This is a genomic window from Scatolibacter rhodanostii (assembly GCF_900197595.1).
Lineage (GTDB): Bacteria > Bacillota > Clostridia > Oscillospirales > Acutalibacteraceae > Scatolibacter > Scatolibacter rhodanostii.
Genome location: NZ_FZLO01000001.1, coordinates 635,583 through 657,973, shown reverse-complemented (window position 1 = coordinate 657,973; position 22,391 = coordinate 635,583). Strand labels below are relative to the sequence as shown.

15 protein-coding genes and 1 other annotated feature are annotated in these 22,391 nt (G+C 39.4%); of the genes, 11 read left to right on the top strand and 4 right to left on the bottom strand.

Annotation, left to right across the window (positions count from 1 at the left end; translation table 11 throughout):
* Positions 1-66: 66 nt before the first annotated feature.
* Both CS931_RS02910 and asnB read right to left on the bottom strand, forming a co-directional pair.
* Positions 67-492: a Fur family transcriptional regulator gene (locus CS931_RS02910; protein ID WP_099204254.1), complete on the bottom strand. Its 426-nt coding sequence runs from the start codon at positions 490-492 to the stop codon at positions 67-69.
* A 195-nt stretch (positions 493-687) separates the two neighbouring features.
* Positions 688-2,523 (bottom strand): asparagine synthase (glutamine-hydrolyzing), encoded by a 1,836-nt coding sequence (gene asnB / locus CS931_RS02905; protein ID WP_099204253.1) that lies wholly within the window; start codon positions 2,521-2,523, stop codon positions 688-690.
* A gap of 157 nt (positions 2,524-2,680) precedes the next feature.
* Between asnB and CS931_RS02900 the strand changes: the two genes are divergently transcribed.
* The 3 genes from CS931_RS02900 to leuB all read left to right on the top strand — a co-directional run bounded on the left by CS931_RS02900 (position 2,681) and on the right by leuB (position 6,607).
* Complete coding sequence (locus CS931_RS02900) at positions 2,681-3,379, top strand: histidine phosphatase family protein (RefSeq protein WP_099204252.1); 699 nt, start codon at positions 2,681-2,683, stop codon at positions 3,377-3,379.
* A gap of 56 nt (positions 3,380-3,435) precedes the next feature.
* Positions 3,436-3,677, top strand: a binding site (T-box leader).
* 99 nt (positions 3,678-3,776) lie between these two features.
* The gene (gene leuA, locus CS931_RS02895) at positions 3,777-5,462 is read left to right on the top strand and encodes a 2-isopropylmalate synthase (RefSeq protein WP_099204251.1); all 1,686 of its coding nucleotides are present in this window, start codon (positions 3,777-3,779) and stop codon (positions 5,460-5,462) included.
* A 68-nt stretch (positions 5,463-5,530) separates the two neighbouring features.
* Positions 5,531-6,607, top strand: coding sequence for a 3-isopropylmalate dehydrogenase (gene leuB, locus CS931_RS02890; protein ID WP_099204250.1), 1,077 nt, complete (start codon positions 5,531-5,533; stop codon positions 6,605-6,607).
* Between the two features lie 101 nt (positions 6,608-6,708).
* Here leuB and CS931_RS02885 read toward each other — a convergent pair whose 3' ends face one another.
* Positions 6,709-8,250, bottom strand: a complete 1,542-nt coding sequence (locus tag CS931_RS02885; RefSeq protein ID WP_099204249.1) for an NAD(P)H-hydrate dehydratase — start codon at positions 8,248-8,250, stop codon at positions 6,709-6,711.
* A gap of 539 nt (positions 8,251-8,789) precedes the next feature.
* Between CS931_RS02885 and gltB the strand changes: the two genes are divergently transcribed.
* The 5 genes from gltB to CS931_RS02860 all read left to right on the top strand — a co-directional run bounded on the left by gltB (position 8,790) and on the right by CS931_RS02860 (position 17,394).
* The gene (gene gltB, locus CS931_RS02880; RefSeq protein WP_099204248.1) at positions 8,790-13,364 is read left to right on the top strand and encodes a glutamate synthase large subunit; all 4,575 of its coding nucleotides are present in this window, start codon (positions 8,790-8,792) and stop codon (positions 13,362-13,364) included.
* A gap of 3 nt (positions 13,365-13,367) precedes the next feature.
* A complete protein-coding gene (locus tag CS931_RS02875) occupies positions 13,368-14,852 on the top strand; it encodes a glutamate synthase subunit beta (RefSeq protein ID WP_099204247.1) in 1,485 nt (494 codons plus the stop codon).
* 249 nt (positions 14,853-15,101) lie between these two features.
* Complete coding sequence (locus CS931_RS02870) at positions 15,102-15,917, top strand: transporter substrate-binding domain-containing protein (RefSeq protein WP_159459726.1); 816 nt, start codon at positions 15,102-15,104, stop codon at positions 15,915-15,917.
* Positions 15,918-15,955: 38 nt separating this feature from the next.
* Positions 15,956-16,600 carry an amino acid ABC transporter permease gene (locus tag CS931_RS02865; protein ID WP_099204245.1) on the top strand — a complete coding sequence of 215 codons (645 nt, stop codon included), beginning with the start codon at positions 15,956-15,958 and terminating at the stop codon, positions 16,598-16,600.
* Positions 16,601-16,608: 8 nt separating this feature from the next.
* Entirely contained in the window at positions 16,609-17,394 is a 786-nt protein-coding gene (locus CS931_RS02860) for an amino acid ABC transporter ATP-binding protein (protein WP_099204244.1), read from the top strand.
* Between the two features lie 100 nt (positions 17,395-17,494).
* On the opposite strand, the gene rd is transcribed toward CS931_RS02860, so the two are convergent.
* Positions 17,495-17,653, bottom strand: coding sequence for a rubredoxin (gene rd / locus CS931_RS02855; RefSeq protein ID WP_099204243.1), 159 nt, complete (start codon positions 17,651-17,653; stop codon positions 17,495-17,497).
* Positions 17,654-17,919: 266 nt separating this feature from the next.
* On the opposite strand from rd, the gene CS931_RS02850 reads away from it, so the two are divergent.
* From CS931_RS02850 to CS931_RS02840, 3 genes are all read left to right on the top strand, one after another.
* Complete coding sequence (locus CS931_RS02850) at positions 17,920-19,440, top strand: DUF5605 domain-containing protein (RefSeq protein WP_099204242.1); 1,521 nt, start codon at positions 17,920-17,922, stop codon at positions 19,438-19,440.
* Positions 19,441-19,551: 111 nt separating this feature from the next.
* Entirely contained in the window at positions 19,552-20,652 is a 1,101-nt protein-coding gene (locus tag CS931_RS02845) for a glycoside hydrolase family 172 protein (protein WP_099204241.1), read from the top strand.
* Positions 20,653-20,724: 72 nt separating this feature from the next.
* Complete coding sequence (locus tag CS931_RS02840) at positions 20,725-22,197, top strand: glycoside hydrolase family 32 protein (RefSeq protein ID WP_099204240.1); 1,473 nt, start codon at positions 20,725-20,727, stop codon at positions 22,195-22,197.
* Positions 22,198-22,391: the final 194 nt, after the last annotated feature.

Sequence of the window (22,391 nt, the reverse complement as noted above, 5' to 3'; positions counted from 1 at the left end):
ATTTCTGCAACTATAAAAACACAAAGAAAGCCAATGACAGCCGCTAAACGTTGCCATTTTTTATGCTTATACATTTTCATGGTTGGCAGCACAATCTTTACAGATGCCATAAAAAACTGTACTCATACTGTCAAATGCAAAACCGCTGCTCTGCATAAAAGTATCTTCTATTTGACTTAATATATCAGATTCAACGTGGAAAAGTTTCCCGCAGTCTTTGCACTTTAAGTGTAAATGATGATGACACGAATCCTGACAATCCACAAATTGATAACAAGAGCTTTGTGCGTTTTCAAAACTATATTTACGCACATTTCCGCTTTGAACCAACTTGTCCAAATGACGGTATACAGTGGCGCGTCCAATGCGGATTCCGGCAATTTCAAAATGTTGAATGATGTCCTCTGCAGTTACATGTTGTCCTTTAAGTGAAGACAGATACGACAAAAGCTGTTCACCTTGTTTGGTTTGATAACCATTAAATTGTCCCATATTCAAATACACCTCCTCAATTTGAAACTGTGTATCATTTTAACACATCTACTATAGAACGTCAATATGAAATTGAGATTCAGTTTTAATTTGTGCTTTTTCATAAAGTTTTTGTCAGATTTAAAAGCAGTTCCTATAAATTTGGACAGAAAAAAAACCGCCGCAAAGCGACGGTCTAAATCGGCAGCTTATTTATTATCGGTCAATAAAAAATTCTTTATACCAAATTAAGAAAGTATAGACAGTCCAAACCTTTCGGCTGTTGTCTACTTTGCCTTCTTTGTGAGCATCTAATAAAGCAACTAGCTTTTCAGTGTGAAAGAATTTCTGTGCATAATCACTGGTAAAGGTTTCTTTAACCGTGTTATAGTATTTTTCTTCCTTCAACCAAACTCTTGTTGGAACAGGGAAGCCAAGTTTCTTTTTGGTTGACCATTTTTCTGGCATTCTGCGAGCGGCAGCTTCGCGCAAGGCAAACTTAGTGTTTTTATCATTCACACGATATTTCAGTGGGATTCTGCCGGCAAGCTCCATAATATGTTTGTCCAGAAAAGGAACACGTAGTTCGAGAGAATTTGCCATGCTCATTTTGTCCGCTTTCAGCAAAATATCCCCAACCATCCACATATTGAGATCAACAAATTGCATTTTGGTAACAGAATCCTTGTCTCTCATAATATCGTAATAAGGCTTAACTAAAGCAGCTGGGGAAAGAGCACCTGTGTCGTATTTGAGCAAGGATTTTCGTTCTTTTTCGCTGAACATATAGGCGTTGCCAATAAAACGATCCTCTAGTTTTTTACCTCGGCGAACTAAGAAATTTAGGCCTCGCTTTGCCGGTAATTTAGAAGCAACGTTGCCGATAAATCTGCGAATAGGAAAAGGAATTTTATCATACCAAGGCATTTCAAGAGGTTCACGATAAATGTTGTAGCCACCAAAAATTTCATCGGCACCTTCACCGGATAAAACCACCTTCAGATCTTTTGCCGCAGTGTTACAGACGAAATAAAGAGCAACAGCAGACGGGTCGGCAAGAGGTTCGTCCATGTGATATTGAATTTTTGAAAAAGTTCCCCAAAACTCATCAGGTGTAATGACTTTACTAATGTTTTTAACAGGAATCATTTCGGAAAGCTCTTTTGCATAGCTGGTTTCGTTGTATTTTTCTCCGTTATCAAAGCCGACTGTATAGGTCTTGTCTACGTTTGCAGAGCAGGCGACATAGCTTGAATCAACACCGCTGGAAAGAAAAGAGCCAACTTCGACATCGCTGATTTTATGTGCTTCTACAGAGCCATCAAAAGTCTTTTCAATTTCATCAACCCAGTAAGAAAGTGGTTTGTCTTCTTCGGCGTTAAATTCAGGAATCCAATAACGAGTGGTTTCCATTTTACCGTCTTTATAAAGGAAATAATGGGCGGGAGGGAACTTATACACATTTTTGAAGAAAGTTTCTGGCCCAGGGGAATACTGAAAAGAAAGATAGCTTTCAAGCGCTTTTTCGTTCAGCTCTTTTTTAAAGTGGGGGTGATGTAAAAAGCTCTTAATTTCAGAGCCAAACATCAGCGTGTTACCCATTTTGCTGTAATAAAGCGGTTTGATTCCAAAGAAATCTCTTGCGCCGAACAACTCTTTTTTCTCTTTATCCCAAATCATAAAAGCAAACATGCCGCGAAGTTTGTTGAGAAGTTCAGTGCCGTATTCCTCATAACCGTGCAAGAGTACCTCTGAGTCTGTTTGGGTTTTAAAAATATGGCCTTTTTCAAGCAAATCTTCTCGAATTGTTTGATAGTTGTAAATCTCTCCATTAAACATCAACACCATGTTACCGTCTTCATTTAGAATAGGTTGTCGCCCACCCTCAAGGTCAATAATGCTTAAACGGCGAAATCCCAAAGAGATGGAACCGTCCATATAATAATCAGCGTCGTCAGGACCACGGTGACGTATTGCATCGGTCATAGAAGTCAGAACAGCAGCGTTAGTTTGCGTTTCCGCTCCATCAATAAATCCAACAAAACCACACATAGGAGTGCCTCCAAAGATAGAATGCTTACAAATATAGATATAATAGCACAAAAAAATCCATTTTGCAAAAATTGTAGCATAAAATTTGCTTTTTTTTTGAGTCAATATTATAATAGTATGAGCTCAATCAAAGTATTTCAAACGAAAGGAACTCTAAATGAAATCCTATACCATACACTTTATTCGTCATGCTCCTAGTGAGGGGAATCTTGAAGGGCGCTACATTGGGCGAACCGAGTCACCGCTTGCCATGCAGAGCATTCGAGAGCTGCTCGAACTTAAAAACAAATATCCTTATCCTGAAGCAGAAGCCTACTATGCAAGCCCATCAACCCGTTGCGTTGATACTCTGAAAATTTTATATCCCGAAGCAGATCCTGAGGTTATTTTAGAAATGGCAGAATGTAATTTTGGTGATTGGGAAAACAAAACAGCAGAAGAACTCAAAGATGACGAGAACTTCCAAAAATGGATGGCCGATGGAAGTCAAGCTGCGCCTCCAAATGGAGAAAGCGGTATTGTTTTTATGCAGAGAGTTTGTACTGGTTTTGAAATGCTTGTTAAAAATATGATGCATGAGGGAAAAACATCAGCTGTGCTTGTTACACACGGTGGTGTTATTATGTCTATTTTAGCTGCATATGGTTTGCCAAAAGCTAACTTTTATGAGTGGATGTCTGAACCTGGCCATGGTTATTCTGTGAGAATTACACCATCACTCTGGATGCGTTCTATGGTGATGGAAGTTTATGACACACTGCCGGCACGTTTAGAGAAATCAAATCGCGAATATACCATAACTGACGTAGCAAGAGAAGCAGCCCAAAGAGCATATGGGAACAAAAGCCAAGAATAAATTTCTTAAAAAGGCTTGACATTTTGAAAACGTATGAATATAATGAAGATAATATAGCAAAGACTGTGACGGGAACAAGATACTAATGTGTTTTTTCAGAGAGTCGGTGGGTGGTGTGAACCGATAGAAGGCATGGTATGGATAGCTCATCCCTGAGTTTTTCTTCCGATTTTATTAACTTAGGAGGAAACGTGTGGCTACGTTAGCGGCTGCGGCCTTGTTAGAGGCTCTAAAGGACATATGCGAAAGCATATGTTGAAACGGGTGGTACCGCGAAAAAGTATTTTTTGCCCCGAATGCAACTAAAGTTGTGTTCGGGGCTTTTTGTTTTTCAAATTACTGTTATAAGTCCTTGCTACTATAAAATTTGAAAAAATCAGATTCTGGAGGAACCAACATGAAAAAAAGTTTTGAAAAGTATATTCCGTTTAACCCGATTGCCTTGATGGACCGAACATGGCCGAACAAAGTGATACAGAAAGCTCCGATTTGGTGTAGTGTTGATTTGCGCGATGGCAATCAGGCATTGGTGAATCCGATGAATCTGGAAGAAAAAGTTCTATTCTTTAATACTTTAGTGGAAGTAGGAATTAAAGAAATTGAAGTTGGGTTTCCGTCAGCCTCAGAAACCGAATATGAGATTTTGAGAACACTCATTGACGAGAATTTAATTCCTGATGACGTTACAATTCAAGTTTTAGTGCAGGCCAGAGAACACTTAATTCGAAAAACATTTGATGCTGTTAAGGGGGCAAAAAATGTGATTGTACATTTTTACAATTCCACCTCTACCTTACAGCGAAAAGTTGTGTTTGATACGGATATGCAGGGAGTGATTGACATTGCTGTCAGTGCTGCTAAGTTGATTCGTGAGCTGACAGATGAAATGGTTGCTGAAACAGGCATGAATATTCGATATGAGTATTCACCGGAAAGCTTTTCAGGAACTGAAGTCGATAATGCTGTGGAAATTTGTGACCGTGTTGTAGAGGCATTGGGAGCCAGCCCGGAAAATAAAGTCATTTTAAATTTGCCGAATACTGTAGAAGTGTCAACCCCCAATACCTATGCCGACCAAATTGAGTATGTTTGCCGCCGCTTAAAACACAGAGATTCAGCCATCATTAGCATTCACCCGCATAATGATAGGGGCACAGCGACAGCTGCAACTGAGCTTGCTGTCATGGCAGGAGCAGAGAGAGTAGAGGGCACACTCTTTGGCAATGGAGAACGAACAGGAAATACAGATATTATGAATGTGGCCATGAATCTCTACTCACAAGGCGTTGACCCTGAACTCGACTTTTCTCAGATGAACAAAATCAAAGATGTTTATGAAAGATGCACCAATATGAAAGTGCATGAAAGACACCCCTATGCAGGAGAATTAGTCTTTACCGCTTTCTCGGGTTCACATCAGGATGCTATCAATAAAGGTACACAGTACATGAAAAACAGCGGAACACAGTATTGGGAAATTCCATATTTACCAATTGACCCAGCAGATGTCGGACGTGAATATGAACCCATTATTCGTATCAATAGCCAGTCCGGAAAAGGCGGTGCAGCTTTTATCATGCAACAAAACTTTGGTTATACGCTGCCTAAAGAAATGCATGCCGAATTTGGTGCTTATGTAAAAGCTGCCTGTGACAAAGCAGGTCGTGAAATTGCACCGCAAGAGGTTTATGACTTGTTTAAAGATGAATATATGGATGTTTATGAGCCTTATCATTTATTGAAATACAAGATATTTGAAGAAAGAGAAGACGACAACCATGTCGTGGTAGAGTTCAAGGGGATTCTTGAAAAACATGGTTTGATGAAAGAAATTGATGGGAAAGGAAATGGCCCTATTGATGCTTTCTTCAACGGACTGCGTACAGTCAATTTCGACGGCTATTCGTTCAAATCGTATAATGAGCATGCTATTTCAGATGGAGCAGATTCTCAAGCTGTTTCTTATATTCAGTTGATTCATAATGGCAAAAGCGTGTTTGGTGTAGGGGTTGACAGTAATATTAGTGTGGCTTCAATTAAAGGTATCTTATGTGCTATCAACCGTCAGGAATCAAATCGATAAATGTATATGAATCAATAGAATAAGCAAAAGCGGCTGTTATTTTTTGCTGGATAAAAGGAAGGTTTGTTATGAAAAAATATAAGATTGCAGTGCTAAAAGGCGACGGGATTGGACCTGAAATTGTAAGCGAAGCAACCAAGGTGTTATCTAAAACGGCTGAAGAATTTGGCTTTGATGTAGAATATCAGCAAGCTTTAATTGGCGGAGCTGCCATTGATGAAACAGGTTGTCCATTGCCGCAAGAAACAATTGATATTTGTAAAGGGGCTGATTCCGTTTTACTTGGTGCGGTTGGAGGATATAAATGGGATACTCTACCAGGGGCAGAAAGACCGGAAGTAGGACTGCTTGCCATTCGCAAAGCTTTGGGATTGTATGCTAATTTACGTCCTGCTGTGATTTTTGAACCGCTCAAGAGTGCTTCTCCTTTAAAAGAAGAAATTATAGGAGAGAGTCTTGATATTATGGTGGTGCGTGAACTGACAGGCGGCATTTATTTTGGAGAGCGTGGTACAAACGAAGAAGATGGAATTATTTCTGCTTATGATACAGAAAGATATTCTGTCCCTGAAATCGAGCGAATCGCTAAAACTGCTTTCGAGATGGCGCGGAAAAGGAATAAAAAGCTTTGCAGTGTAGATAAAGCAAATGTACTGGATTCTTCTAGGCTTTGGAGAAAAACAGTAGAAAGAATAGCAAAAGACTACCCCGAGGTTGAACTAAGCCATATGTATGTTGACAACTGCGCTATGCAGCTTGTGCGCAACCCCTCACAGTTTGATGTAATCGTGACCTCCAATATGTTTGGAGACATTCTTTCGGACGAAGCTTCTATGATTAGCGGCTCCATTGGTATGTTAGCTTCAGCAAGTTTAAACGAGAGCGGAAGCGGACTTTATGAACCAATTCATGGTTCTGCTCCTGATATTGCCGGTCAAAATTCTGCTAATCCCTTGGCTACTATTCTGTCTGTTGCTATGATGCTTCGCTACTCTCTTGGTGAGCCGAAAGCGGCAGAAAGAATTGAAAAAGCAGTGGTAACAGCTTTAAAGCAAGCAAGGACAGCTGACATTGCCACAAAAGAGACTAACATAAAGAAAGTGACTTGTTCTGAAATGGGAGATTTAGTAACCTCGCTTATTTAATATTCAATAAGCCGTTACCCATGCGATTTATAGGATATAATAATACGAGTGAAAAAGCAGGCAAACTTTTCAGAAGTCTACCTGCTTTTTATAGGATAATACTATTTTTGGATTTCAATCTCTAAAAATGGAGAGGAAAGTTCATTGATTAAATCACTGGGCAGCATCGCGTGTTGTGAAAGTTTGGCAGCCACTCGATCACCAGCCAGTCCATGAAGATAAACACCACACATAGCGGCTTCAGTAGGGCACATTCCCTGTGCTAAAAGAGAAGTAATCATGCCAGTCAGAACATCGCCGCTACCGCCTGTTGCCATACCGGGGTTTCCTGTTGTATTAAGAAGAGGAGGTTCTCCCGGAATAGCAATAACGGTTTCTTCTCCTTTTAAGACTACAATAACATTCCATTCCTCTGCAAAAGTTTGTGCTGTCTTTATGCGATTTGCTTGAATTTCTGCTATCGTTTTTCCGGTTAATCTGCTCATTTCTCCGGGGTGAGGAGTAATAATCATAGGTACGGAGATGGTTTTCAGTACTTCTAAATGTTTAGATAGAATGTTAATGCCGTCCGCATCTAAAACAATTGGAGATGTAGCCTGTGTCAGGCAGTCGAGAACAAGTTCTTCTGAACCACGAGAAAATCCCAATCCGCATCCGATTCCCACAGCAGAGGACAGTTGAAGTCTTGAGCGCAGCAATTCTGTGTTGTGAAGAGAAAAGTCACCCGTATCCGTTTCTGCCAACAAAGTAAAAATCGGTTCACACAGATGAGAAGCAGCAATAGGGTAGAGAGAATGAGGGAGTGCTAGTTCAGTTAAACCTGCTCCACAGCGGAGACAGGCACCAGCGGACAGCATAGCAGCCCCCATCATACCTTTGCTCCCACAAAACAAAAGAGCACGCCCAAATGTTCCTTTGTTAGCATCTGCAGGACGGGGAGAAAAGCAGTCTTGTACCTTCTCTTTTGTGATGAAAGAGAATGATTCTGCAGAATAAGGTTTTAGATAAGCTTTGTCAATTCCGATAGATACTATTTTTACTCGCCCATAAATCTCACAGGCAGCAGGAGATTCCAGCCCAGGTTTGGTCGCTGTGAAGGTAATGGTTAACTGTGCCTGCAAAGAATCAGAATCATAGTGACCTGAATCTGATTCTAATCCACTGGGAATGTCAATGGCGACAACCGGTGTGTGAATTTTATTGATTCTTTGAAAAAAGCGACGAAGACAGTCTGGTAAAGCACCATGAAAACCAATTCCATAAACGGCGTCGATAATTAGGGAAGCGTTCAAAATAGCAGTGGCAGTTAAATCAGGTTCGGCATCTAGCCTGATTATTTGGATATTGTCATTAGCGATACGCCTTAGCATTTCTTTTGCCTGTTCTGTACTAGGTTCACCTGCCATTAAAATGACAATTACATTAGCACCAGCTTGATAAAATTTGCGAGCAATTACAAAGCCATCACCGCCATTGTTGCCTTTTCCACATAATATGACGATTGATCTGCCGAAAATATCAAATTTGGATTGAATTTCTTCGGCAGCGGCAGTGCCCGCATTCTCCATTAGTTCTATCCAACTAATGCCGCCGTTTACGGCAGCTTGTTCGACTTCACGCATTTGATTACTAGTTAATTTCATGGTGAATCTCCTTATAAAATAGTCTGCAAAGTGATTTATAAAATAAAAATTAAATTTAGGTAGTTTGGTTGTATAATAGCTTTTTTCGATAATGAAGTCAAGGCTAAGAACAGTGCATAAGAATAATCGGTAGAAATAAGGAATAACTTGTTAGAAAGCTAGTTTTACCCTATTGCTTGACAAACAAAAATCCATATGGCATAATTACGTTTAAAGATAGCAATGGCGCTACAGTTAACACTGTTGCGCCATTTTTTATATTTAAGGAGTGATAACAAATGAAAAAAAAGATGAACAGACATTGCCCAAATGTATTTTACAAAGTTATGAGAACAGAAAAGTATTTGCGAATATGTGAATGAATCGATAAAAATCCAATTCAATTTATTTGGGAAAATTGAGTAATAACATAGTATGATTATTGAATACAGGATTACAATATTTATGATTTATTAAAATTTAATTACCAAGAATAAAACTGTCATAAAATAATATAAGATTAACAAGAATGTTTCAAATTAAGGCAAGGGTGTGAAGATATGTCAAAAAATAATTTGCCGCAAGAACAGGGGCTTTATAGTCCGCAAATGGAGCATGATGCATGCGGCATGGGTTTCGTCGTTAATATCAAGGGGAAAAAATCTCATGAAATAATTGCAGATGCTCTCACCGTATTAGAAAATCTAAACCATAGAGGTGCTAGCGGAGCAGAGGAAAATACAGGTGACGGCGCAGGTATTATTATTCAAATACCACACATCTTTTTTAAGAGAGAATGTGACGCACTTGGGTTTAATCTCCCTGGAGAGAAACAATATGGCGTAGGGATGATGTTTGCTCATAAATACAAAGAATTGCGCCAAAAGCAAATGGCGATTTTTGAAGAAATTGTAGCAGCAGAAGGATTAAAAGTCTTAGGCTGGCGTGAAGTGCCCATTGATAAAAGCAGTATTGGTGAAAGCGCTTTGGGTGTTATGCCAAGATTTCTACAGGTATTCATCGAAAAAGGGCCGGAGGTTCCTACCGGTATTGATTTTGAAAGAAAGCTGTATGTCATTCGCAAATTGGCTGAAAAGGCTATTATTCCGCTTAGTGAAGAAAACGGCGGCAGCTTTTATATTGCCAGTCTTTCTTCTGAAACAATTGTATATAAAGGAATGCTTACCGCAGAGCAGCTAAGAAATTTCTATCTTGATCTTTCTGACTTAGAATGTGTTTCAGCACTTGCTATGGTTCATTCCCGGTTTAGTACCAACACATTCCCCAGCTGGGAGCGTGCTCATCCGAATCGTTATGTTGTGCATAATGGAGAAATTAATACCATTCGCGGTAATGTGAACTGGATGAAAGCTAGACAAAAATGTATGGATTCTGATTTGTTTGACGATATTAGCAAGGTATATCCTGTTATCGATGATCAAGGAAGCGATTCATCCATGTTTGATAATAGCTTAGAATTCTTATATCTAACAGGTCGGTCATTGCCAGAAGCCATTATGATGATGATTCCTGAGCCATGGGAAAAGAATCCTCTTATGAGCAGTGAAAAGAAGGATTTTTATGCATTTCAGAACTTCTTGATGGAACCCTGGGACGGCCCTGCTGCCATGGCATTTACCAATGGACGGCTTGTAGGCGGTGTGTTAGATAGAAATGGTCTCCGCCCTTCACGATATTATGTGACACAAGATGACCGCGTGATTCTGGCTTCAGAAGTAGGGGTTGTAGACATTAAACCTGAAAATGTTCGCTATAAAGGCAGACTTGAGCCAGGCAAAATGCTGTTAATTGATACCGAAGCTGGAAGAATCATCTCTGATGAAGAAAACAAACATGAAATTGCAACACAATATCCGTATGCACAGTGGAATGAAAAACATATTTTCACGTTAGAAGATATGTCTGCAAAGAAAGCGGAAAATTGGGTCTTATCAGCTGAAGAGCGATTAGCTCTTCAAAAAGCATTTGGCTATACTTATGAGGATGTTACAAAGGTAATTGGTCCTATGGCAGAACAAGGACACGATCCTGTTGGGGCAATGGGCATGGATGCTCCGCTTGCCGTTCTGTCTGAAAAGCCACAGATGTTATATCTATACTTTAAGCAGCTATTTGCACAGGTGACAAATCCTCCCATTGATGGCATTCGTGAAGAAATTGTTACGTCTAGCAGTGTGATTTTAGGCAACGCGGGCAATTTGCTGAATCCTAATCAAGGCCATACAGCGGGCTTGTATTTAGAGCATCCTATTTTGACTAATGATGAGCTTGCATCCATCCAATCTTTGGATAACGAAAATTTCAAAAGTGTGACATTGTCACTATTATATTCTGTCACAGAAAATGAAAAAGGAATTGAAAAAGCGCTACAAAGAATCTTTAAAGAAGCCGACAATGCCATTGCGGAAGGTGCAAATATCTTGATTCTATCGGATAGAGGCGTGGATAAAGATAATGCGGCTATTCCTGCACTGCTGGTCTCATCTGGACTTCATCATTATCTGATTCGACAAGAAATTCGCACAAAGGTTGGTTTGGTACTTGAATCGGCAGAACCAAGAGAAGTACACCATTTTTGTACATTAATTGGTTATGGTGTAACAGCGGTCAATCCCTATCTTGCTTATGAAACCGTAGAAGATATGTATAACCATGGTGTCATTAAAGGCAATAGCGCAGAAGATTGTGTGCTGAATTATATTGATGCAGCTGTACATGGCATTTTAAAAGTGCTGACTAAAATGGGAATTTCAACAATTCACAGCTATCACGGCGCACAGATTTTTGAAGCTGTGGGTCTTAGAAAAGATTTAGTGGATAAATATTTCACGGCAACTCCTACAAGACTTGAGGGTATTGGTCTGAAAGAAATTGCCAAAGAAAATGCCATGCGTCATGAAAGTGCTTTTGATGAAAGCTATCCTTATACGGATACACTCGAGACAGGTGGTTTGTTCCAATGCAAAGATGACGGTGAAGAGCATCTTTATGACCCTGAAACTATCTATCTGTTGCAGCGTGCTTGTCGAGAAGGAGATTATACTCTTTTCAAGAATTTCTCTCATGAAATTAATCAGGGCAGATCAGTGACACTTCGAGGCTTGTTAGAATTTGATTGGGAAAAAGGACGCAATATTCCAATCGAAGAGGTGGAGTCTGTCGATTCTATTGTAAAAAGATTTAAAACTGGTGCGATGTCTTATGGATCAATCAGCAAAGAAGCCCATGAGTGTTTGGCAATTGCCATGAACCGTTTAGGCGGTAAAAGCAATACCGGTGAAGGTGGAGAAGACTCTAATCGTTTCCAAATAATGGAAAATGGCGATTCAAAGAAAAGTGCTATTAAGCAGGTGGCTTCAGGACGTTTTGGTGTTACCAGTAATTATCTTGTCAATGCACAAGAAATTCAAATTAAAATGGCGCAAGGAGCAAAACCGGGAGAGGGCGGACAGTTGCCCGGACGTAAGGTTTATCCTGAAATCGCCAAAGTACGTCATGCGACTCCTGGCGTAGAATTAATTTCACCGCCCCCTCATCATGACATATATTCTATCGAAGATTTGGCAGAGCTGATTTATGACTTAAAAAATGCTAACCAAGATGCTCGAATCAGCGTTAAGCTTGTTTCAGAGGTCGGTGTCGGTACCATTGCAGCTGGTGTAGCCAAAGGTAAAGCTGATGTTATTTTGGTCAGCGGTTACGATGGCGGTACGGGAGCAGCATCATGGACCAGCATTAAACACGCTGGACTTCCGTGGGAACTCGGTCTTGCTGAAACGCACCAGACTCTCATTTTGAATAAACTGCGTGATCGTGTCACGTTAGAAACAGACGGAAAACTGCTGACAGGACGTGATGTTGTAATTGCGGCTATGCTAGGTGCCGAAGAATATGGATTTGCCACCACACCGCTTATTGCACTTGGTTGCGTGATGATGCGTGTTTGCAACTTGAACACTTGTCCAGTCGGTATTGCTACACAAAACGAAGAACTGCGCAAGTGCTTTACAGGTAAGCCAGAGTATGTCGAGAATTTCATGCGTTTTATTGCCCAGGAAATGCGTGAAATCATGGCGAAGCTAGGATTCAGAACGATTAACGAATTAATTGGGCGAACAGATCGCCTCAAGATGAAAGATAACAGCTCTCACTGGAAAGCGTCGTCTTTAGATTTATCTAGACTGCTGCATCAGCCCTATGTAGAACCCAATGTAGGCATTTATGCTACGCAGAAGCAAAATCATATGCTTGAGAAGTCACTCGGCATCAAGAAATTATTGAGAATGTGCCAATCAGCACTGGATGACGGCAAACCCATTCAAGCTAAACTTGCCATTCATAATACTGACCGTGTGGTTGGCACATTGGTTGGCAGCGAAATATCTCGTCGCTATGGAGAAGCAGGGCTTCCCGAAGACACAATTCAACTGCATTTTGTAGGTTCAGGCGGACAAAGTTTTGGTGCCTTTGCGCCAAAAGGATTAACCCTCAAGCTTGAGGGCGATTCCAATGATTATATCGGAAAAGGTCTTTCCGGTGGTAAAATCATCGTCAAGCCAAACGTGGAATCAGAATTCAATCCACATGAAAATGTCATCATCGGCAACGTTGCTTTTTATGGTGCAACCTCTGGTGAGGCTTATATCAATGGCCGTGCGGGAGAACGTTTCTGCGTTCGTAACAGTGGCGCTGATACGGTAGTCGAAGGAGTAGGCGACCATGGCTGTGAATATATGACAGGCGGCCGTGCTGTTATCCTTGGCAAAACAGGTCGGAATTTTGCGGCTGGTATGTCAGGCGGCGTAGCCTATGTTCTAGATTTTGATGCAGACTACTGCAACCAATCGATTGTATTGTTAGAGAATGTAGAATCTGAGAGCGAAGAAAATGAACTGTTTGAGCTAATTGCCAGGCACGTAGGTTACACGGACAGTGCCTTTGGAAAAGAGATATTGAGCCATCGCAAAGCTTATGTAAAACGCTTTACTAAGATTATTCCAAAAGAATATAAAAGAATCCGTCAGAATATTGACAAAGCTTATCAAGACGGTTTAGTTGGTGACGAAGCATTAAAAGAAGCGTTTGTAAGAAGTATGGCAGAAAAGGGGGAATAAACCATGGGAAAAGCAACCGGTTTTTTAGATTATGAAAGAATAGATTATAAAAAAAGAGCAGTTGATGAAAGAATAAAAGACTGGGGTGAAATCCGCATCCCTCAAACAGAAGAAGAAATAAAAATACAGGCCGCTAGATGTATGAGCTGTGGAATCCCTTTTTGTCATGCAGGTACTCTTCTAGGAGGAGCAACCGCTGGGTGTCCTTTGCACAATCTAATTCCGGAATGGAATGATTTAGTGTATAAGGGTCAGTGGGAAGAAGCCTATCGTCGTCTATCCAGAACCAATCCATTCCCTGAATTTACAGGAAGAGTTTGCCCTGCTCCTTGTGAAGGCTCCTGTACAGAAGGCTATCATATGGAAGCGGTAACGATTAGTGCTATCGAATATGAAATCATAGAAAAAGCCTTTGCAGAAGGGTATGTGAAAATCAAAAAGGCTCCTGCAACCGGCAAAAAAGTGGCTATCATTGGTTCAGGCCCTGCTGGCCTTTCCTCTGCACACTATTTGAATATGCTAGGACATCAAGTAACTGTCTATGAACGGCATGATAGAGCCGGTGGACTTTTGATGTATGGAATTCCTAACATGAAGCTAGATAAAAGCATCATTGAAAGACGCTTGTCGCTGATGCAGCAATCCGGTATAGAGTTTGTTTTAAATACAGAAGTTGGTAAAGACATTTCTACAGCACAGCTTCTAGAAGAGTATGATGCGGTGCTGCTGTGTGCTGGGGCAACAAAAGCCAGAGGTTTGAATGTAGAAGGAAAAGAGCTGTCAGGTGTTCATTTTGCGGTAGACTTTCTTTCTGCCAATACCAAAAGTTTGTTAGATTCACAGCTGAAAGATAAGAAATTTATAGATGTAAAAGATAAAAATGTCATTATCATAGGCGGTGGTGATACAGGTACCGACTGTGCAGCAACATCACTGCGTCATGGATGCCAAAGTGTGTATCAATTTGAAATCATGCCAGAGATGCCCCAAACTCGGCAATCTGCCACCAATCCTTGGCCTGAGTGGCCTAAAAAGCTAAAAGTAGATTACGGCCAGCAAGAAGCAATTGCCGTTGCAGGCAGTGATCCGAGACAATATCTGATTTCAACCAAAAAGATTGTCGGTGATGCACAAGGAAACGTGAAAGAAGTGCATACAGTAAAAATTGGATGGGTAAAAGATGAGCAAGGACGGATGATACCCAAAAAGATTCCCGGCAGTGAAAAAGTGTGGAAAGCCGATATTGTACTTCTAGCGATGGGATTTCTTGGACCTGAAGATACGGTGCCAGTAGAATTATCTTTGGAGAGAGACGCAAGAAGTAACGTGAAAACGCCACTCAATCGTTTTCAAACTTCTGCAGACAAGGTATTTGCCGCAGGAGATATGAGACGTGGCCAAAGTCTAGTTGTGTGGGCCATTCAAGAAGGAAAACTAGCTGCGGCAGAGGTGCATGAGTTTTTGTTAGGTAAATTATGCACATTGTGAGGGCTATCTTGAAAGTTAAAATCTAGATTGCTTATATCACTTATACGATAAAAAAGAAAAGTGTCAATGCTCATTCATAAACGAGTATTGACACTTTTTATCTTTGAAAGAGAGCTGTACGAAACATTAGAAACTGGTTAACGCTATATCATGTAAGATTGAACATCTAAAATTTTAAATAAAAGAGGTTGACTTTACTATAGTAACATGATAAACTGTAGATACAGTAAACAATCTAGGAGAATTTTTATGAAAAAAACGACTAAGGCTCTTTCATTATTTTTTGCACTACTGATGGTTGTACTATCGTTTGCAGCCTGTTCTTCATCCAAAGAAGATTGGGAATACATAGAGAATCGTAAAAAAATGGTGATTGGCTATACCTTGTTTCAACCGATGAATTATAAAGACGATGACGGTAAACTAGTTGGTTTTGATACAGAATTTGCTGAAGCTGTATGTGCAGAACTTGCTATAACCCCTGAATTTGTACAAATCAATTGGGATACAAAAACAACTGAACTGAAGTCTAAAAAAATTGATGCAATTTGGAATGGATTTACCGTTACAGAAGAGCGTAAGAAAGAATTTGATTTTTCAGTTCCTTATGTTGTCAATAAACAGGTTGCTGTTGTTAAAAAAGAGCGTGCCGATGAGTTTAAAACCATAGAAAATTTGGCAACTGCCAAGTTGACAGCAGAAACAAAATCAGCAGGTGAGAGCGCCATACAAGGTGACGAAAAACTGAAAGATGCCGACTATATTTCTGTTGAATTCCAAACCGATGCACTTCTTGAGGTAAAGTCAGGAACATCAGACGTAGCTGTTATCGACTATACAATGGCAAAATCAATGCTATCAGAAGGCTCAGATTACAGTGATTTAATGATTGTAGAAGGATTAGAACTATCTCCTGAAGAATATGCGGTTGGCTTTAGAAAAGATAGCCCTGTTACCCTTGAAAAAGTAAATGCTGCGATTGAAACTCTAGCAGAAAGTGGAAAATTGGGCGAGATTGCTGCAAAATATAATTTAGGTGAAGAGCTAGCCGATAATTTGAAATAATCCATTTATGGAAATATTTAATCAATAAGGAAATTTATATGTCTTTTTGGAATGTAACGCTTTCTCTGTGGGAAGGCTTTCAAACAACAATATTTATATTTGTATTAACGATTCTTATGTCATTACCCCTAGGGCTTGTAGTAGCCTTTGGTTCAATGTCTAAATTTAAGCCTTTGTCTATATTGACAAGGGCTTTTGTCTGGATTATTCGCGGTACACCACTGATGCTTCAAATTATAATCGTGTTTTATATGCCAGGTATGCTTTTTAACATTCCTTCAGAATCCAGAATGGGCGCAGTAGTAGTAGCTTTTGTCATTAATTATTCAGCGTATTTTTCCGAAATTTACCGTGGCGGGATTGAGAGTATTTCTAAGGGACAATATGAGGCTGGTCAAGTATTAGGCATGACAAAATCGCAAGTTTTCTTTAAAGTTATTCTTATGCAAATTGTAAAACGTATTTTGCCTTCTATGAGCAATGAAGTAATCACTTTGGTAAAAGACACTTCTTTAGCTAGAATCATTGCAGTAGGAGAGCTTATTCGTCATGCACAAGATTTCGTTTCGGATGGATTAATCTGGCCTTTGTTTTATGCAGGCATATTCTACTTGTTATTTAGCGGAGTGCTAACGATTTTGTTTGGCTGGTTAGAAAAAAGATTAAATTACTATAAAGGATAAAATTAATCATGTCTTTACTAGAAATTAAGGGCTTAGAAAAAAGTTTTGCAAATATACCGATTTTAAAAGGAATAGACCTAACAGTAGAAAGAGGAGAAGTAGTTTCTATTATAGGTTCTTCTGGAAGTGGCAAAACCACACTACTGCGTTGTATCAACTTTTTAGAACAGGCAGATAAGGGCAAAATTTTTATGGATCAACAGCTTATTTTTGATGCTGAAAATGAGCTTTATAAAAACGCAGATGAGCGTAGAAAAAGTCAGTTGTTATTTGGCTTGGTTTTTCAATCGTTTAATCTGTTTCCTCAATACAATGTATTAGAAAATGTTATGCTTGCGAGCAAACTTCTGGCAAAATCTAAACCAGACTATAAGACAAACAAAAAAGAGATACTAAAAGAAATTGAAAGCACCGCTCGTTCTTTAATTGATCGCGTAGGCCTTTCAGATAAATTATTAAACTATCCGTGTGAGCTTTCAGGGGGACAGCAACAGCGTGTAGCGATTGCCCGCGCACTAGCATTGAACCCCGAAGTACTCTGTTTTGACGAGCCTACCAGTGCACTTGACCCTGAGCTGACAGGTGAAGTTCTTTCTGTCATCAAAGATTTAGCCAAAGAGAATATCACCATGATAATTGTAACCCATGAAATGCGATTTGCAAGAGATGTTTCTAGCCGAGTCATTTTTATGGATGATGGCATTATAGCGGAAGAAGGCACACCGGAAAGTTTGTTTTCCGAGCCTAAGACTGAACGTCTAAAAACCTTTTTAGGCGCTTCTTTTTATGAATAGTTGCAAAACACTTATAACCCCCACTTTTAGTCAAAATAAAAAGAACAATAAATAATAAAGCCGTACCTGATAAAGGTACGGCTTTATGTTCTATCTACTCTTAAGCTAATTCAAAATCGCTCTTGCTTACGCCGCAGACTGGGCAAATCCAATCTTCTGGAATATCCTCAAAAGCAGTTCCGGGAGCAATTCCGCTATCGGGATCGCCTTCTTCGGGATCATAAACATAGCCACAAATTGTGCATACATATTTGTCCATCATAATTCTCCTTTACAAATTTACAGGAAATAATTTTATAATTCCTGATTATTATAGAGATATTATACACGTAAATCCCAAAATTTGCAATAAGAAGAAACATTATTATTTTATTTAATAGATAGCCCAAATACAGATTATAAACCATTGATTTACCAAATTACCTATAAAATATTAAAATTAGATAGTAAAACTATCTGTATTTGTCCTTTGTGATTTGATATAATAGTCACTGTAAAGACAAGCGATAAAGGAGTGAGTTTAACGTGATAGCAGTAAACTGCAAGACTGAAGTGGAAAAATGGGGTGTGTTTGAAATTTCTTTACCTGGACCGCAAGCAGGAAATCCTTTTACAGAACAACACTGTTGTGGTAAGTTTATAGGAAAAAATGAAGTAGTTGAGACGGATGGCTTTTATGATGGCGTTGGTATCTATAAATTTCGTTTTATGCCCTCGTTTGAAGGAGAATATTCATTTGTATTGTCAGGTAGTTTTTTAGAGGGAGAAGTAGCTGGGAACTTTATTGTAAAGCCGGCGTCGACAGAAAACCACGGTCCAGTGCGAGTGAATGGATTTCATTTTGCGTATGAAGATGGTACACCTTACTTCTCGGTAGGTACAACCTGTTATGTATGGACACATCAGCCAGAAGCCATACAGAAAAAAACTTTAGAAGAGTTAGCCAAAGGCTATTTTAATAAAATTCGGTTTTGTGTTTTTCCAAAGCATTACATACATAATTTCAACGAACCGATTAGCTACCCGTATGAGGGTACACCTTGTGAAATCAATAAAGATATTTCTACAGAATATAGTGAATTGATGAAAATTCAACCGGGTAATAAATGGGACTTTGAACGATTTAACCCAAAGCATTTCTCTCACTTTGAAAACTGCATTGAAAAGCTTTGCCAGTTAGGTATTGAAGCAGATATTATTGTCATGCACCCCTATGATCGTTGGGGATTTTCGCAAATGAGTAAAGAACAAGATGACCTTTATTGGAGATACGTAATAGCGCGGTTTAGTGCTTATCGAAATGTATGGTGGTCACTTGCGAATGAATATGATATATTTCCTAAAAAGACGCTAGAGGATTGGGAAAGATACGCATCTATTCTCTGCGAAAAAGATAAATATAACCATCTTCGCTCTATTCATAACTGCATTCCTTTTTACGATTACGCTCGGCCTTGGATTACACACTGCAGCATACAAAGACAAGATGTTTATAAATGCGCTGAGTTAACAGATGAGTATCGGGAACGCTATCAAAAACCTGTCGTTTTAGATGAAATTGCTTATGAAGGTAATATTGATCAAGGCTGGGGGAATATCAGTGGAAAAGAACTGGTAAGAAGATTTTGGGAAGCGACCGTTCGAGGGGGATATGCGGGTCATGGCGAAACATATATCCACCCGCAAGACGTTCTTTGGTGGTCGCATGGCGGAGAATTGCATGGGGATAGTCCGACAAGGATTAAGTTTTTACATGATGAGGTCTTAGCAAAAATTCCGGGCTATGGGCTAAAACGTGTTCAGCGAAACTGGGATGAAAGTGCTGCTACAGTTGAAGGCATGAATGCCGGAAATTATTATTTAATATATTATGGCTTTATGCGTCCGTCGTTTAGGACACTTTATTTTGATGATATTTCTAGTTATCAAGTGGAATTGATTGATACATGGGACATGACGATTCAAGACTTAGGTGTTTTTAGTGGAAAATTTGATGTCAAAATGCCAGGTAAAGAGTATATGACTTTACGTATCACTAAAGTCTAAAGACGTAATAAAAAATGATAAGGGTTAGTTGTTGAAGATTAGCAAAGACTAGATGTTAAAGTAGATTGAAGAATACGGTATAAAGTATGATTATATGAGGTGGCTATAACAATGTTTTATAATAGTATGGAGACTTTACCAATATTATCAGGCGGGAGAAGCAGAGCAATTAACTGGGAAAATAAGCATGGCGAGAAGGGCAAAGGCGGAATGGCTGCCAGTGACTTAGGACCTAAGAGAAAAGGATCTCCCTGTATTCCAAATTTATTGGCGGGAGAAACCGTTACCTTGGCAGAAATAGAAGGACCTGGAGTCATCCAGCATATCTGGATGACTGTGACAGATCGTACTAGCGAAGGCAATCGTTATGTATTGAGAGATTTAGTATTACGTATGTATTGGGATGGAGAAGAAACGCCTTCAGTAGAGAGCCCTTTGGGAGATTTTTTTTGCTGTGGTTTTGGTGCTTCTTATTGTGTTAATTCTATGCCAATTGTTGTGAATCCGACTAGAGGGTTTAACTGCTACTTTTCTATGCCTTTTATGAAAAACGCAAAAATAACCATTGAGAATCAAAACGATGAAGATATTAAAGCCTTTTTTTATCAAGTAGACTATTGCCTGTACGATGAACTTCCTCAGAACATTGGCTATTTTCACGCTCAGTGGAGAAGACAGCGATTGACTGAAAAGGGTAGAGATTATGTCATTCTAGATGGTGTAAAAGGAAAAGGACAGTATGTAGGGACGTATATGGCACTAACAGCTTTGGAACGATATTGGTACGGTGAGGGCGAAGTTAAATTCTATTTAGATGGCGATGAAGAATATCCTACTATTTGTGGAACAGGAACAGAGGATTATTTTGGAGGAGCATGGAGTTTTGCCACACAAGAGAACGGTAAAACAAAAGAAAATACTTATTGCACACCGTTTATGGGTTATCCTTATTATTCTCGTCACGATAATTTTGTCCATAACGATTATCATAATGATGACCATTTGCCCCAGAGAAGTTTCTATCGTTGGCATGTGATGGACCCAATTCTTTTTGAAGAGGAGTTAAAAGTAACGATTCAGCAAATTGGAGTGTATTATGGTGGATTGTTTGAAAGAGAAGATGATGTAGCTACCGTAGCTTACTGGTATCAATCAGAACCGCACACTCCTTTTAATACTTTAATGGAACGTAAAGAACGTTGGCCACGTTAAAAGATAAGATGGGTAAGCTAGAAGCCAAAAGTGAAAGAATAGAAAGCATAAAAAAGGAAGGCAGAGGCAGCGATGAGCATAATGTTAGAAAAAGCGAGAAAATATGAAATAGAAGCCATGAAGCAGATTGAGGAAGGACAGAAACCATCCTTTCACGTGTGTGCACCAATTGGATGGATTAATGATCCCAACGGCTTTTCTGTGTACAAAGGGGAGTATCATTTATTTTACCAATACCACCCATATAGTACAGCGTGGGGCCCTATGCATTGGGGACATAGTAAGTCAAAAGACTTTATAAAATGGGAACAACTACCTTGCGCGATGGCTCCGGATAGAGAATATGACGGGCAAGGCTGCTTTTCGGGCAGTGCAGTGGAGCATGAAGGAACACACGTTTTGATGTATACAGGTGTATTGGACAAAGTGCAAGAAGATGGTACAAAACGGCTCGCACAAACACAATGTATTGCGATAGGTGATGGGGAAAATTACAAGAAACTGAATAATAATCCAATCATTACCAGTACTAGTTTGCCTAAAGGAAGTAGTAAAGAGGATTTTAGGGATCCGAAAATCTGGAAAGAAGGTGAGGTGTTTTACGTAATTTTAGGCAGCAGAAGGGAAGGTACAGGTGGTCAGGTACTGCTATTTAAATCTCAAGATGCACAAAAATGGGAATATGTAAGTATTGTAGAGGAAAGCGAAAACCAATATGGGAATATGTGGGAGTGCCCAGACTTCTTTTCCTTGGGTGGGAAACAGTTGTTATTAATTTCTCCTATGGCGATGTTGGCAAAAGGACTTGAGTTTCACAACGGAAATAACAGTATATATTTTATTGGAGAATACGATCGAGATAATTATAAGTTAAATCGGGAACATGTAGCATTAATTGATTACGGACTAGATTTCTATGCACCACAGACGCTAGAAACAGCAGACGGCAGAAGAATTATGATTGCTTGGATGCAAAGCTGGGATAATTATATTACTCCTCCTGATTTTAAGTGGTCTGGCCTTATGACGGTACCTAGAGAACTTCATCTAAAAGAAGGGGTATTATATCAGAATCCTGTCCAAGAAATAGAAGATTACTATCAAAATGAAGTACGGTATAATACGATTACAATATGTGATTCACAAGAACTTAGTGGTGTTCAAGGTAGACAGTTTGACCTGCTAGTAGAAATAGAAGAAGGGGAATATGAAGAGTTTTCTATCCGTTTTGCCGCAGATGCAGATAATGAATACTATTCAGAGTTACAATACAATGCTAAGATCAACACAATAACGTTTGACCGTACTTATTCGGGCATCCGAAAAGACATTCTGCATAAACGGGCTATGCATGTAAAGGGGCAGAAAGGCAAAGTCAAAATTCGCGTATTAATGGACAAATATTCGGTAGAAATATTCGTAAACGATGGAGAACAAGCTATGTCGTCTCTCATCTATACACCGATAGAAGCGAATCAAATTTACTTTTCCAGTATAGGTGGAGCTATATGTAACATTATTAAATATGATGTTGTTGTTCAGTAAAGATGAATCCCGTGAAGAGAGTTCATAAGGAGCTACATAATTTGCACCATATGAAAAAACTTTCCTCGAAACGGTTTCAATCCATATAAGAAAAAATACACCTTATTGACTTACTGAATAGATATAAGATAAAACTGGTTGAGATAGATGCAAACTGCATTTATTTCAACCAGTTAATTTTGTAGTATAGAGAA

Bases quoted from the DNA above. Each gene is read 5' to 3' on its own strand.
- CS931_RS02910 (WP_099204254.1), bottom strand. From the start codon at position 492: ATGGGACAATTTAATGGTTATCAAACCAAACAAGGTGAACAGCTTTTG.
- asnB (WP_099204253.1), bottom strand. From the start codon at position 2,523: ATGTGTGGTTTTGTTGGATTTATTGATGGAGCGGAAACGCAAACTAAC.
- CS931_RS02900 (WP_099204252.1), top strand. From the start codon at position 2,681: ATGAAATCCTATACCATACACTTTATTCGTCATGCTCCTAGTGAGGGG.
- leuA (WP_099204251.1), top strand. From the start codon at position 3,777: ATGAAAAAAAGTTTTGAAAAGTATATTCCGTTTAACCCGATTGCCTTG.
- leuB (WP_099204250.1), top strand. From the start codon at position 5,531: ATGAAAAAATATAAGATTGCAGTGCTAAAAGGCGACGGGATTGGACCT.
- CS931_RS02885 (WP_099204249.1), bottom strand. From the start codon at position 8,250: ATGAAATTAACTAGTAATCAAATGCGTGAAGTCGAACAAGCTGCCGTA.
- gltB (WP_099204248.1), top strand. From the start codon at position 8,790: ATGTCAAAAAATAATTTGCCGCAAGAACAGGGGCTTTATAGTCCGCAA.
- CS931_RS02875 (WP_099204247.1), top strand. From the start codon at position 13,368: ATGGGAAAAGCAACCGGTTTTTTAGATTATGAAAGAATAGATTATAAA.
- CS931_RS02870 (WP_159459726.1), top strand. From the start codon at position 15,102: ATGAAAAAAACGACTAAGGCTCTTTCATTATTTTTTGCACTACTGATG.
- CS931_RS02865 (WP_099204245.1), top strand. From the start codon at position 15,956: ATGTCTTTTTGGAATGTAACGCTTTCTCTGTGGGAAGGCTTTCAAACA.
- CS931_RS02860 (WP_099204244.1), top strand. From the start codon at position 16,609: ATGTCTTTACTAGAAATTAAGGGCTTAGAAAAAAGTTTTGCAAATATA.
- rd (WP_099204243.1), bottom strand. From the start codon at position 17,653: ATGGACAAATATGTATGCACAATTTGTGGCTATGTTTATGATCCCGAA.
- CS931_RS02845 (WP_099204241.1), top strand. From the start codon at position 19,552: ATGTTTTATAATAGTATGGAGACTTTACCAATATTATCAGGCGGGAGA.
- CS931_RS02840 (WP_099204240.1), top strand. From the start codon at position 20,725: ATGAGCATAATGTTAGAAAAAGCGAGAAAATATGAAATAGAAGCCATG.